12 protein-coding genes are annotated in these 12,505 nt (G+C 58.8%); 5 read left to right on the forward strand and 7 right to left on the reverse strand.

The features are described from left to right. Positions 1–99: 99 nt before the first annotated feature. Positions 100–1,299, reverse strand: a complete 1,200-nt coding sequence (locus tag AC2FIM_RS12525) for a cytochrome-c peroxidase (RefSeq protein ID WP_334223310.1) — start codon at positions 1,297–1,299, stop codon at positions 100–102. An 84-nt stretch (positions 1,300–1,383) separates the two neighbouring features. Between AC2FIM_RS12525 and AC2FIM_RS12530 the strand changes: the two genes are divergently transcribed. Continuing rightward, positions 1,384–1,854 (forward strand): tetratricopeptide repeat protein, encoded by a 471-nt coding sequence (locus tag AC2FIM_RS12530; protein WP_496677873.1) that lies wholly within the window; start codon positions 1,384–1,386, stop codon positions 1,852–1,854. A 31-nt stretch (positions 1,855–1,885) separates the two neighbouring features. Here AC2FIM_RS12530 and AC2FIM_RS12535 read toward each other — a convergent pair whose 3' ends face one another. Genes AC2FIM_RS12535 through AC2FIM_RS12560 form a run of 6 tightly spaced genes read right to left on the reverse strand, consistent with a single transcriptional unit; the run spans position 1,886 to position 7,462 of the window. Further along, positions 1,886–2,947 carry a TRAP transporter substrate-binding protein gene (locus AC2FIM_RS12535; RefSeq protein WP_142637250.1) on the reverse strand — a complete coding sequence of 354 codons (1,062 nt, stop codon included), beginning with the start codon at positions 2,945–2,947 and terminating at the stop codon, positions 1,886–1,888. A gap of 24 nt (positions 2,948–2,971) precedes the next feature. After that, complete coding sequence (locus AC2FIM_RS12540) at positions 2,972–4,261, reverse strand: TRAP transporter large permease (protein WP_142637247.1); 1,290 nt, start codon at positions 4,259–4,261, stop codon at positions 2,972–2,974. Continuing rightward, positions 4,262–4,849 carry a TRAP transporter small permease gene (locus AC2FIM_RS12545; RefSeq protein ID WP_142637246.1) on the reverse strand — a complete coding sequence of 196 codons (588 nt, stop codon included), beginning with the start codon at positions 4,847–4,849 and terminating at the stop codon, positions 4,262–4,264. A gap of 53 nt (positions 4,850–4,902) precedes the next feature. Continuing rightward, positions 4,903–5,418 carry a flavin reductase family protein gene (locus AC2FIM_RS12550; RefSeq protein ID WP_185956692.1) on the reverse strand — a complete coding sequence of 172 codons (516 nt, stop codon included), beginning with the start codon at positions 5,416–5,418 and terminating at the stop codon, positions 4,903–4,905. Further along, a complete protein-coding gene (locus AC2FIM_RS12555; protein ID WP_496677867.1) occupies positions 5,418–6,308 on the reverse strand; it encodes an aldo/keto reductase in 891 nt (296 codons plus the stop codon). Before AC2FIM_RS12555 ends, AC2FIM_RS12550 begins: the two co-directional genes overlap by 1 nt. Next, positions 6,308–7,462 (reverse strand): LLM class flavin-dependent oxidoreductase, encoded by a 1,155-nt coding sequence (locus AC2FIM_RS12560; RefSeq protein ID WP_271949539.1) that lies wholly within the window; start codon positions 7,460–7,462, stop codon positions 6,308–6,310. Before AC2FIM_RS12560 ends, AC2FIM_RS12555 begins: the two co-directional genes overlap by 1 nt. 107 nt (positions 7,463–7,569) lie before the next feature. On the opposite strand from AC2FIM_RS12560, the gene AC2FIM_RS12565 reads away from it, so the two are divergent. The 4 genes from AC2FIM_RS12565 (at position 7,570) to serA (ending at position 12,429) form a co-directional block, all read left to right on the forward strand. Further along, positions 7,570–8,280, forward strand: coding sequence for a GntR family transcriptional regulator (locus tag AC2FIM_RS12565; RefSeq protein ID WP_142637238.1), 711 nt, complete (start codon positions 7,570–7,572; stop codon positions 8,278–8,280). A 12-nt stretch (positions 8,281–8,292) separates the two neighbouring features. Further along, complete coding sequence (locus tag AC2FIM_RS12570; protein ID WP_281973027.1) at positions 8,293–9,387, forward strand: Gfo/Idh/MocA family protein; 1,095 nt, start codon at positions 8,293–8,295, stop codon at positions 9,385–9,387. A 199-nt stretch (positions 9,388–9,586) separates the two neighbouring features. Then, positions 9,587–10,768: a phosphoserine transaminase gene (locus tag AC2FIM_RS12575; protein WP_496677865.1), complete on the forward strand. Its 1,182-nt coding sequence runs from the start codon at positions 9,587–9,589 to the stop codon at positions 10,766–10,768. A 65-nt stretch (positions 10,769–10,833) separates the two neighbouring features. Continuing rightward, on the forward strand, positions 10,834–12,429 hold the full coding sequence (gene serA, locus AC2FIM_RS12580) for a phosphoglycerate dehydrogenase (protein ID WP_271949545.1): 1,596 nt from the start codon (positions 10,834–10,836) through the stop codon (positions 12,427–12,429). The last annotated feature ends 76 nt before the right edge of the window (positions 12,430–12,505 follow it).

Below are 12,505 nucleotides of genomic sequence, written 5' to 3' on the forward strand. Positions count from 1 at the left end.
AACCTCATCTGCACATGCCCACCAATGGACGCTTACGAAGAAGCCGCAGAGTAAACAGACGACAACCAGATCAGCCCCCGCTCTGGCCAGGGGCTGATCTTATGGGATGAAATTGTCAGGAATCCCAAATGGCGGCGTCTTGATGCTGGTCCCGGTCAGACCATGCAGGAATTCCACAAGACTGGTGATTTCTGCATCTGTCAGGTCAATCTCTGGGATGTCGATCCGGCTGCGTAGGCGCGCCATTTCGAACTGATCGCCCCATACCGCGAAATCAATCTGTTCCAGCCACGGAATTTCGGGCAGGGCGGCCATGTCACGGGTCCAACGCGACAGGCTGCGTTCAGGGTTGAGGTGATGGCGGATCACGCTGTCGAGATCGGGAAAGGCTCCGTTATGGCCGTATGGTGCGGTTAGAGCAACATTGCGCAGCATCGGCGTTCGAAAGCGGTAGGCATCCTCAAGCCGATCACTTTCGCCCATGCGGCCAACATCGCGGACATTGGGATCCCATTGCCGGGTGCGGCCCGGGCCAAAGGGCGGCAAGGCCAGCGCGTGGAACTTCTGATCCGACATTAGGGGCCCGGCGTGGCAGGTGGAACATTGCGCCTTGCCATAGAAAAGGGTCATTCCAGCCTTCTGAACCGGTGACAGCGCATCGGTGTTCCCTGCCAGATAATGATCAAAGGGGCTGTCGATACTGCGCCATTCGATAGCCATGAAGGCGGCCAGAGCATTGGCGATCTGGGTGATGGTTATGTCTTCGGATGTCTTGACTTCAGGAAAGGCTGCGATCATGGCCGGACCGTAGGCGGGGTCGGTGCGCACACGCTTGGCAAGAATCGGCCAGCCCTTGTCGATCCGGTCATGCACAGCGCCAGTCACCTGGTTTTCGGCAACATTCCCGGCCATCTCAAACTGCGAGGTCAGCGGGAACAGCGCCTGCGCGGCCAGCAGAGAATTCAATCCCGCGGGCAACCATTCCTGCGCCGGAGAGTTGAAGCCGTTGCCATAGACATCCGAGATACTCAGTCGTCCGTCATGGAAAACAGTATGGATGTCCTTTGCCCCGAGGTTCCAAAGGCCGGGCGAATTTCGGGGAATACGCTTGCGGATTTTGTCGGACCCAGTGCCCGGCGTGCGATCGGGGCCTAACCCCTGACCGCCTTCGCCGATGCCCAGTGACAGCCCATCGGATGTGCCGAAATCCGGGTGGTGGCAATGGGCGCAGGCGATGTTTTGATTGCCCGACAGGATCGGATCGTAAAACAGTTGATGACCAATCGCGGCCTGTTCCATATCAAAGGACAGGAAATCATCATCGGTCAGCGGGCGTGGCAGCTCTTGCGCTGCGGCCGCGCCGGCAAAAAGGAAAGCAATCCCATGCGCCAGATTATATTTGCCCTGTGTATGCTTGCGACCCCTGCGCTGGCCGAGCTGGAACAGGCGCGTGACATGATGGAGGCCGGCGCGTTCGAGGCCGCGCGCGAGGAACTGCTGCCCGCCGCCCGATCCGGCAATGCCGAGGCCGAGGAATTGATCGGCGTGATGTACGGGTTGGGTCTTGGGGTCGAGCAGGATTATGAACGTGCCTTTGAATGGTATCTGCGCGCATCGATGAAGGGGCATCCGGGCGCACAATCGGGGATCGGCTGGTATTACGAACTGGGTCTGGGCTTGCCTGCGCCGGATCTTGTGCGGGCTTACATGTGGTACACGCTCAGCGCCATTGGCGGCGATCCCGACGCGGCAATCAGCCTTGAGGAAGTGGTCAAGAAAATGTCGCCGGAGCAGATTGAAAGAGCCCATGTTCTGGTCAACGACTATAAAGGGTGGATGTACCCGTTTCGGTGAGGGTCGGGCCAAACGCCCGACCCTAAATGGCTTAGTTCAGGTCCGCGTCACGCGATGCGTTGACGTCTGCCTCGGCCGCTGCAACGGCTTCGGTGAGCGCGGTGAAGACCTCATCACCACGACCGACGTTGGTTTGGAACCACTCGTAGACCGGGGTTGCCGCCTCTTTGAACGCGGCTTTCTGCTCGGGGGTCGGCACGTACAGATCACCGCCACCGGCGACGAAATCCTCATAGGCCTGGATCGACTTGCGCTTGGGTGAGGCAAAGGTGGCCTGCTGCAGCGCATAGAACCCATCGACCACGACACGGCGCATGTCTTCGGGCATCTCCTGGAACTTGGCGTTATTCATCCACCACAGAGCGCCCATATAGGCATGGCCGTCCAGGGTGACATATTGCAGGCCTGCATCGGGGAATTTCATGCCCATGATGTCGGTGATGCCGTTCTTGGACCCTTCAACCACACCGGTTTGAAAGCTGGTGAACAGTTCCGGCCACGGGATCGGGGTGGGCGATGCACCCAAGGCTTTAACCAGCTCTTGTGGCAGGTCAGCGACCACGGTGCGGATTTTCAACCCTTCCATATCAGCTGGTTCAGCCACGCGACGCTGGGTGTTGGCAAAGTTGCGCCAGCCACCAGTGTTGCCGATGGTCATCAGACGGATCGCGCCGCCGGAATCCTCAAGCGCCATGTCGCGCATGGTGCGGGTGAAATCGCCGGATAGAACATGCTCGGCAATCCGGTCATCCGCCATAAGGTAGGGTAGGTCGAGGACCTGAACATAGGGAAAGATGCCTGACGCCCCGCCCGAGGTCGAGATATAGATGTCGATGGTTCCATCGGCCACACCCTGCAGGCATTCCGCGCCGTTCGAACACAGCTGCGTACCGATGAACAGCTCGACCTCGATCGCGCCGTTCGAAGCGGCTTCGACATAGTTCTTGAAAACGATTAGACCGTCATAATCCTCGTCATTTTCGTTCGAGTTGGCCGTGGCGCGCAGCGTATAATCCGCTGCCGTGGCCGCGATGGCTGATGCGGCGACCAGCGACGTGGCCACCGCTGCGGTTTTGATAAAGGTTCTGAGCATGCGTTTCCTCCCTGTGGAACTCAGTTAGTTGGCAAATCCCGTTATCCTCGGGATCGTCATGGATAATGCGGGGATGTAGGTGATCAGAAAGATCACGATGATTTCAACGGCCAGAAACGGCAGGATCGCCTTGGCAATGGTTTCAACCTTTTCGCGCGACACGGCGGCGGCCACGAACAGCACTAGCCCCATGGGGGGTGTGGCCAGACCAACGGTCAAGTTGACGCTCATGATGATGGCAAAGTGGATCGGGTCGACGCCGAGGCTGGTAAAGATCGGTCCCAGGATCGGCCCAAGAATGATGATCGCAGGCCCGGCATCCAAAAACATGCCGACAACGAACAAGAGCAGGTTGATCAGAAACAGCAGGATCAGCGGGTTTTCCGACAGGCTGAGGATCAGCGAGGCCAGCTGTTCTGGCGCATGGCTGAGGCTGACCACGGTTTTGAACGCCATGGCCGCCCCCACCAGCAGCAGAACGACGGCGGAGGTTAGGCCGGCATTGCTGAGGATCTCGGGCACTTCTTTGAGCGTCAGGGTGCGCAGGATGAAAAAGCCGATCAGAAAGGCATAGCCGACGGCCACCGCTGCGGCTTCGGTAGGTGTAAAGATACCGCCCAGAATACCACCCAGAATGATCACCGGAGTCAGCAGTGGAAAGAACGCCTTGAGGCTGGCCTGACCCCGTTCACCCCATGTGTATTTGCGGCTGGCAACGGGAAAATCATACTTGTCGGCCATGAATTTGATCATCAGCATCAGGCCAACGCCAACCATGACGCCCGGCACGATCCCAGCCAGAAACAGCGCCGCAACGCTTTCGCCCATCACATACGCGTAGATGATCATGATGCCCGAAGGGGGAATGATCGGACCGATCACCGAACTGGCCGCAGTGATCGCCGCAGCGAATTTGCGGGTATAGCCCTGCTTCTCCATCGCTGGGATCAGCATTGAACCCAGCGCTGATGTATCCGCCACGGCAGAGCCTGAAAGTCCCGCAAACAGGATCGAGCTGAGCACGTTCACATGCGCCAACCCGCCGCGAAAATGGCCCATCAAGGCTTGGCTGAATTCCACCAGACGGATGGTTATCCCGCCGCGGTTCATTAGCTCTCCGGCCAGCATGAAGAAAGGGATTGCCATCAGGGGAAAGCTGTCCATGCCGTTATAAACATTGCGGTACAGCAGGGTGATGTCATTGGATTGGCCATTTAGCCACAGCAGGATACCCGGGGCGGCCAAAAGGGCGAAAAAGACCGGCAGGCCGATCATCAGAAAGACAAGGAAAGTGGGCAGGAACCAAATCAACATCTATTCAGCCCCCACCGGTGCGTCGGCAATTTCAGGCAGCAGGTCTGCGCCCCCCAATAGCGAGACAATCGCGCGCAGGATCAGCTCGACATTTACTACGATCAGAAGGGCCACCCCTACCAGCAGCGAGGCCATCATCCAGCTGCGCGGGACGCGGTACCATTCGTCAAAGCCAAATGAGGTGGGAATATACAAAGCGGCGGTTGCGAATTTGCCCCCGAACCCGGTCACTTCGGACCAGCCGATCTTTACCGCCACCAGCAGCACCGCCAGTGACACGAACAGCAGCGCGAGCATCAGTACCTGTCCCAATACGCGCGGAAGCATCAGGGGCACCATGTCGATGGCCACGAACCCGCCGCGGCGAAATGCGGTCGGGGCCATCAGACCCGTCATCCAGAGCATGCAGAACCGGGCGGCCTCATCCGGCCAGGGCAGTGCGTTGCCCAGCACATATCGGAAGAATACCTGAATCAGGATTGCGGTCACCATGAATGCAATCGCAACGACGCCAACCGCGCGGCCCAATCGCAGCACGGTTTCGTTCACGAATGCAATCGGCGCCAGCATCGTTGCCAGTCCGCCCATGCGTTTCCTCCCTATGTCAGCCGCGGGTTGGTCCCGCAGTCGTCAGAGCGCGCTTAGGACTGCGCGAATTGTCCGAGTTTTCCGGCATAAAAGGTCAGCGCGTCTCCATCGCTAATGCTGGCCTTCAGGACTTTGCCCACGACGATCACATGATCGCCTGCGTCGTGATAAGCGTGTTGTTCACATTCAAACCGTGCCAGACAATCCGGCAGCAGAGGGGTACCATTCGAGCAATGCCCATGGGCGATGTCTCGCAGCGCAAAGGCGTTTTTCGAGCAGCCGAAACACAGCTCGGCCTGTTCAGAGGACAATACATGAACGCTGAAATGGCGCGCCTTGTGGAAATAGGGGAAGCGGCGCGAGTTGCGGTCGCCGGCCCACATGATCAGGGGCGGGTCCAGCGATAGGGACGAAAAACTGTTGGCGGTGATGCAGACCGGGCCGTCCGTGCTGTTGCAGGTGACGATGGTAACTCCGGTGGCAAAGCGGCCAAACGCATCGCGCAGGGTTCGGGTGTCATCCTTGTGTGGGATGAAAGTATGGTTCATGTCCTGTGACATTGCATTCATCATGGTACCTCATGGCCCAGTGCCGCCTCATAAAGGCGGTACCAACTCTCGCGATCCAGATTGACTTTCAAGGCGTCCGAAATCTGTTTGATCCGGCCCAGATTGTTGGTGCCTAGCACCGGCAGGATGCCTGCAGGATGTGCCAGAAGGAAGGCCACGGCCACTGCGGCCCGGTCCACTCCGAATTCGGCGGCGATCTCATCCGCGACCACGCCGACCGGAGGGTTCCCGGCCATCAGCAGTCCGCCGCCCAGCGGCGACCACGCCATCACCGGCTGCCCATGCTGTTGATGAAACGCTAGGTCGCCATTGGTGAAGGGGCGGATTTCGCCCAGCGAGATCTCGACCTGGTTGGTGACCAGTTGGGTCTTCATCGCTGATTGCAGAAGCGTCCAGTCCCACGGGCGGAAATTCGATACGCCAACCGCGCCCACTTTGCCGCTGGCCACGACCTCGTCCAGCGCTGCGCCGGTCTCATGGTGGTCCATGAAGGGATCAGGGCGGTGGATCAGGAGCAGGTCGACATGGTCGATTGCCATCTCGGTCAGCGAGGTTTCAACCGATTTCAGGATATGCGCGCGCGATGTGTCATAATATTTGACCATGGCGTCTGCGTAACGGCCCATCGGCGCAACGATGTCGCATTTGGTGACGATCTCCATCCGCGCGCGCAGCGCCGGGTTGGCGCGCAGGGCATTGCCCAAAACCGCCTCGGCCGCGTAACCGCCATAGATATCGGCCTGATCGAATGTGGTGATGCCCTGATCCAGGCAGGCTTGTATCTTGGCTTCGACATGATCCGCCGAGGTGTCACTGTCATCACCCAAGCGCCACATGCCGTATACCAGGCGGCTCATTTCCAGCGTGTCTGAAAGCTTTACACGTTGCATTAGCGGCGAACTCCGTTGCCCAGCGGGGTGGCTGGGATGGTTTTGGGCACGCGTCCGTATTCCTCGGGAAGCGAGCAGGTTTTCAGGTTGGGCATCACGCGGGCACCGAAATGGCGGGCCTCGTCCAGATGTGGATAGCCCGAGAAGATGAAGGCGCGGATGCCCATCTTTTGATAGTTTTCAATCTTGGTCATGACCTGATCGGTGGAGCCCACAAGCGCTGCGCCGCAGCCAGACCGCGCCCGGCCCACGCCTGTCCAGAGACCAGGTTCGACATAGCCGTATTCATCCGCCAGATCGCGGTTTTTGGCCTGATGCGCCACACCCAGCGAGGTGGAATCCAGCGCCCGTTCGCGGATGGCGCGACCGTATTCGTCGTCCAGCTTGGATACGATGTAATCAGCGTATTCCTGCGCTTCGGTCTCGGTATCGCGAACGATCATGTGAACGCGCAAGCCGTAATCCAGAGTCCGGTTGTAATTCTCGGCTACCGCATGAACCGCCTGCATCCGCCCGGCCAGTTGATCCTCGGTTTCTGGCCACATCAGGTAGACATCGCAATGCTCTCCGCACAGTTCGAGCGCAGATGGGGAATAGCCGCCGAAATACAACAGTGGTCCGCCGGTCTGATAGGGTTTGGCTGGATCGGTGGTCAGGCCCGAGAAATTATAGACCTCGCCCGCATGGTTGATCTCATCCCGCGTCCAAGCCTGTTTCAGGATTTCGACGACTTCGCGCGAGCGTTGATAACGGAACGCGCTGTCTGCCTTTTCACCAGGGAAATCGGACGAGATGATGTTGACCGTCAAACGCCCCCGCAACATGTGATCCAGCGTCGCGATGGTGCGGGCCAGCATGATGGGCTGCATTTCACCGCAACGCACCGCGGCCAGCAGGTTGATCTTGTCGGTGATCGGTGCGCATCCAGCAACAAAGCTGAGCGTGTCCTGACCGACCTGATAGGATGACGGGCACAGGATGTTGCGAAACCCCTGTGCCTCGGCCTCTTTCACGATGGCGGAACAATGGTCCCAGCTGGACCGCAGATCGCCATCGGGCATCCCCAGAAACTGATAGTCATCCGAACACAGAGCCGAAAACCACGAGACCTCGGCCGCATTCAGATCGGGGGAGGTGATTGGGACGATCGTCATCTGAGTCGGTCTCCGCAATGGATTTGCTTTTTCTCTTGCGTAGCAATCACATTGATGTAGATCAATAGTGTATCAATTTTTCCTGTGACCAATCGAAGCGCCCCGACGTGCCCCCCACAAGCCGAAACCCCAATGCCCTTCCGATATATGTTCAGATTGCAGAACTGCTGATCCGCGATATTGCGGCCGGCCGTCTGATTGACGGTGAGCGTCTACCGCCGGAACGGGACATGGCGGCGGACCTGAATGTCTCGGTCGGAACCCTGCGAAAATCGCTGTCCGAGCTTGAGAAAAAAGGGATGTTGGAACGCATTCAGGGCTCGGGCAATTACATCCGTGAGACCGGAACGCAGAACAGCGTCTATGCGATGTTCCGGCTTGAGCTGCCCGAAGGGGGCGGTTTGCCAAGCGCGGATATCCTGTCGGTCGATCATCTGGAAAAGCCTGCCAATCTGCCCGGGTTCGGAGCCGCGGCCACGGGGTCGCGCGTGCGCCGGATGCGCTATTTGAATGACACAATCATCGCGGTCGAAGAGATATGGCTCGACGAATCAGTGGGTTTGATCGACGGCAACCTGCTGTCTGACTCGCTGTATCGCTATTATCAGCAGCAGTTGGGGTTCTGGATCACGCGGGCCGTAGACAGGGTTTCAATCGCCGCGCTGCCCGATTGGACACCGACGGGCTTTACCAAGCCCTTCGGGCAGACGGTCGGGTATATCGAGCGGTTCAGCTGGTCAGAACAGGTCGAACCCGTCGAATTCTCTAAAACTTGGTTCGATCCGGATCGGGCCACCTATGTTCAACGCTTGAAGTAAAAGGAAACGCGCATGACCCGGACCATCAATTACGGGCTGATCGGATGCGGCATGATGGGGCAGGAGCACCTGCATAATATCGCTCTGCTGGATGGCACGCGCGTGGCGGCAATCTATGAGCCCGACCCGCAGATGGCCCACGCCGCGCAAGAGATCGCGCCCGAGGCTGTGATGGTGGGGTCGGTGGCTGACCTTCTGGCGGTCGAGGATCTGGATTGCCTAGTCATCGCCAGCCCGAACCACCTGCATGTGGATCAGATCTGCGACATCGCGGCGATGCGCCCACTGCCCCTGTTGGTGGAAAAGCCGCTTTTTACCGATCCGCAGGATGCGGCGCGGCTGGAAACGGTGCAGCGTGACTATCCCCATCCAATCTGGGTGGCGATGGAATATCGCTATATGCCTCCGATTGCCGCTTTGATCAAAGGGCTCCAATCCACCGGCGGGGTGCAGATGCTGACGATCCGAGAACATCGATTTCCCTTTCTGGAAAAGGTCGGCAACTGGAACCGGTTCAACCGCAATACCGGCGGCACATTTGTCGAGAAATGCTGCCATTTCTTCGACCTGATGCGGCTGATCCTTGGGTCCGATCCGGTGCGGATCACCGCCAGCGGTGGGCAGGCGGTAAACCATCTGGACGAAAGCTATGATGGGGAAACGCCGGATATTCTGGATCACGGTTATGTTCTGGTTGATTTCGCCAACGGCACGCGGGCGATGCTGGAACTGTGCATGTTCGCCGAAGGATCGCGGTACCAAGAGGAAATCTCGGCCACAGGACAACTGGCCAAGATCGAGGCGCTGGTGCCGGGGCCGGGGCGCTTTTGGCCCGATCATCTGGGTGAGCCGCCGGTGCCGCAGGTGATTGTCAGCCCGCGTAATCCGAAGGGGCCGGTGTCACAGGACATCCCCGTTGACCCGCGCTTGCTGGCCGCCGGGGATCACAATGGCTCGACCTATTACCAGCATCAGGGGTTCCTTGCGCTTGTCCGCGGCGAAAGGGCCGCGCCGGATGTGACGCTGCAGGATGGTCTGTGGGCCGTTCGTATGGGGTTGGCGGCACAACAGGCGCTGGCAACGGGTGAAGCCGTTCGGTTGACCTGATAGGCAACAAGGACGATGCGCTGAGCCGGTGACGAAATTGCGCCTATCGGAAACGCGCTCCCCCAACTTGCGCATAAAAACCTGTCGTTTTTGATTTCTAATGGGTCTTTTTCGCTTGTTGATGCTGCATCTGCACCCTAGCTCTGTCCGTGGGACACCCCTCCCCAACGAGGGGCGTGTATCTGGAAGGGTAATACACATGACTATCGAACAACCGGCATCGAATGACGCCGTGCGCAAACCTGAAACGCGGCCGGCAAATCCGCGCTTTTCCTCGGGGCCCTGCGCCAAACCCCCCACATTTGACCTGACCAAACTGGCTGACGCAGCGCTTGGCCGTTCGCATCGCGCTGCTGTTGGCAAGGACAAGCTGAAGGCGGCCATCGAAGGTACGCGTGAAGTGTTGGGCATTCCAGCAGATTACAAGATCGGCATCGTTCCCGCGTCTGACACCGGCGCGGTTGAGATGGCGCTGTGGTCGCTGTTGGGTGAGCGCAAGGTCGAGATGCTGGCCTGGGAAAGTTTTGGCGCGGGATGGATCACGGATGTGGTCAAGCAGCTAAAAATCGACGCCGAAGTGAAAACAGCCGATTATGGGCAGATCATCGATCTGGCCTCGGTCGACTTCTCCCATGACGTGGTCTTTACATGGAACGGCACGACTTCGGGCGTGCGGGTGCCAAACGGTGACTGGATTGCGGATGACCGTCAGGGTTTGACGATCTGCGATGCGACTTCGGCGGCCTTCGCGATGGACCTGCCGTGGGACAAGTTGGATGTGACCACGTTTAGCTGGCAGAAAGTTCTGGGCGGAGAGGCGGCGCATGGGATGCTGATACTTTCCCCGCGCGCTGTGGAGCGGCTTGAAAGCTATACCCCCGCATGGCCATTGCCCAAGATTTTCCGCCTGACCAAGGGCGGTAAGCTGATCGATGGTATCTTTACTGGCGCCACGATCAACACCCCGTCGATGCTGGCGGTTGAGGACTATCTGTTTGCATTGGACTGGGCGCGCTCGGTTGGTGGTCTGCAGGGATTGATTGGCCGGGCCGATGCCAATGCCGGTGCGGTGCATGCGTTCTGCGAGCAGAATGACTGGATCGCCAACCTGGCTGACGACCCGGCGACGCAGTCGAATACGTCTGTCTGTCTGAAATTCACCGATGCGCGCATTCGGGACGGCGCAGCCTTCGCCAAGGCCGTTGCAAAGCGGTTGGAGGCCGAGAATATCGCGTTGGATATCGGGGCTTATCGCGACGCACCTGCGGGTCTGCGTATCTGGTGCGGCGGCACGGTCGAAACTTCGGATATCGAAGCGATGTTGCCCTGGCTAGCCTGGGCCTTCGAGGCTGAGCTCGCAGCACAAACTGAAGCCGCCTGATCTTTCCCAATCTTCACCGGGCCGCCTCAGGCCCGGACATCTCATTACATTCAAGGACCACAGACATGGCTCCCAAAGTACTCGTTTCTGACAAACTCAGTGAAACCGCTGTTCAGATTTTCCGCGACCGCGGCATCGACGTGGATTTCATGCCCGATCTGGGCAAGGACAAAGATAAACTGGCCGAAGTGATTGGCCAATATGACGGCCTTGCCATCCGCTCGGCCACCAAGGTCACGCCGACTTTGCTGGAACATGCGGACAAGCTGAAAGTCATAGGTCGCGCCGGCATCGGCACCGACAATGTCGACAAGGATGCCGCCAGCAAGAAGGGCGTCATCGTGATGAACACGCCCTTTGGCAACATGATCACCACAGCCGAGCACGCGATTGCGATGATGTTCGCCGTGGCGCGGCAGATCCCCGAGGCCAGTACTTCGACCCATGCGGGCAAATGGGAAAAGTCTAAGTTCATGGGGATCGAGCTGACCAACAAAACCTTGGGCGTCATTGGTGCGGGCAATATTGGCGGGATCGTCTGCGAACGCGCCCTGGGCCTGAAAATGAAGGTTGTCGCCTATGATCCCTATCTGGGCGAAGAGAAAGCCGCCAAGATGGGTGTTGAAAAGGTTGAACTGGATGAGCTGCTGTCGCGTGCCGATTTCATCACCTTGCATGTGCCGCTGACCGATCAGACTCGCAACATCCTCAGCCGCGAAAATCTGGCCAAGACCAAGCCTGGCGTGCGCATCGTCAACTGTGCCCGCGGCGGTCTGGTCGATGAAGAGGCGCTGGCCGAAGCATTGCAATCCGGTCACGTGGCGGGTGCCGCCTTTGACGTGTTCAGCGAAGAGCCCGCGAAGGACAATGCGCTGTTCAACCTGCCCAACGTCGTCTGCACGCCGCATCTGGGGGCCGCAACGACCGAGGCGCAGGAAAACGTGGCGCTGCAGGTGGCCGAGCAAATCTCGAACTACCTGCTGACCGGCGCGGTTGAGAACGCGCTGAACATGCCGTCCGTCACCGCCGAAGAAGCCAAGGTCATGGGGCCGTGGATCAAACTGGCCGGACATCTGGGCAGCTTCATCGGTCAAATGACGGATGAGCCGATCAAGGCGATCAACATTCTCTATGACGGTGTCGCGGCTGAGATGAACCTTGCGGCTCTGAACTGTTCGACCGTGGCCGGGATCATGAAAAAGTTCAACCCCGAGGTTAACATGGTCTCTGCCCCTGTGGTGGCCAAAGAGCGTGGCATCAAGATCTCGACCACCAATCAGGATAAATCGGGTGCCTTCGAGGGGTACATCAAGGTTACTGTCGTGACCGAAAAGCGCGAGCGTTCCATCGGTGGCACGGTGTTCAGCGACGGCAAACCCCGCTTCATCCAGATCAAAGGCATCAATATCGACGCCGAGGTCGGCGCGCATATGCTGTACACCACCAACGAGGATGTTCCGGGTATCATCGGTGCGTTGGGCCAGACCATGGGTGAAAGCGATGTGAACATCGCCAACTTTACCCTTGGCCGGTCCGAAGCGGGCGGCGAAGCGATTGCGCTGCTGTATGTCGACGAACCGGTGCCAGCCGAAGCGCGGGCAAAGCTGGCCGAAACCGGCCTGTTCACGCAAATCAAACCGCTGGAGTTCGACGTTGCCTGAGGCGGTGTTGAATATCTGAGACACTTCATACCCGCGTCTTCCAAGGCGTGGGTATTTTCTTTTCCCGGCCGCCAAG

Source organism: Ruegeria sp. CDSC052 (assembly GCF_059610685.1).

Bases quoted from the DNA above. Each gene is read 5' to 3' on its own strand.
- AC2FIM_RS12570 (WP_281973027.1), top strand. From the start codon at position 8,293: ATGACCCGGACCATCAATTACGGGCTGATCGGATGCGGCATGATGGGG.
- AC2FIM_RS12535 (WP_142637250.1), bottom strand. From the start codon at position 2,947: ATGCTCAGAACCTTTATCAAAACCGCAGCGGTGGCCACGTCGCTGGTC.
- AC2FIM_RS12530 (WP_496677873.1), top strand. From the start codon at position 1,384: ATGCGCCAGATTATATTTGCCCTGTGTATGCTTGCGACCCCTGCGCTG.
- AC2FIM_RS12550 (WP_185956692.1), bottom strand. From the start codon at position 5,418: ATGAATGCAATGTCACAGGACATGAACCATACTTTCATCCCACACAAG.
- AC2FIM_RS12560 (WP_271949539.1), bottom strand. From the start codon at position 7,462: ATGACGATCGTCCCAATCACCTCCCCCGATCTGAATGCGGCCGAGGTC.
- AC2FIM_RS12540 (WP_142637247.1), bottom strand. From the start codon at position 4,261: ATGTTGATTTGGTTCCTGCCCACTTTCCTTGTCTTTCTGATGATCGGC.
- AC2FIM_RS12525 (WP_334223310.1), bottom strand. From the start codon at position 1,299: ATGGAACAGGCCGCGATTGGTCATCAACTGTTTTACGATCCGATCCTG.
- serA (WP_271949545.1), top strand. From the start codon at position 10,834: ATGGCTCCCAAAGTACTCGTTTCTGACAAACTCAGTGAAACCGCTGTT.
- AC2FIM_RS12555 (WP_496677867.1), bottom strand. From the start codon at position 6,308: ATGCAACGTGTAAAGCTTTCAGACACGCTGGAAATGAGCCGCCTGGTA.
- AC2FIM_RS12545 (WP_142637246.1), bottom strand. From the start codon at position 4,849: ATGGGCGGACTGGCAACGATGCTGGCGCCGATTGCATTCGTGAACGAA.
- AC2FIM_RS12575 (WP_496677865.1), top strand. From the start codon at position 9,587: ATGACTATCGAACAACCGGCATCGAATGACGCCGTGCGCAAACCTGAA.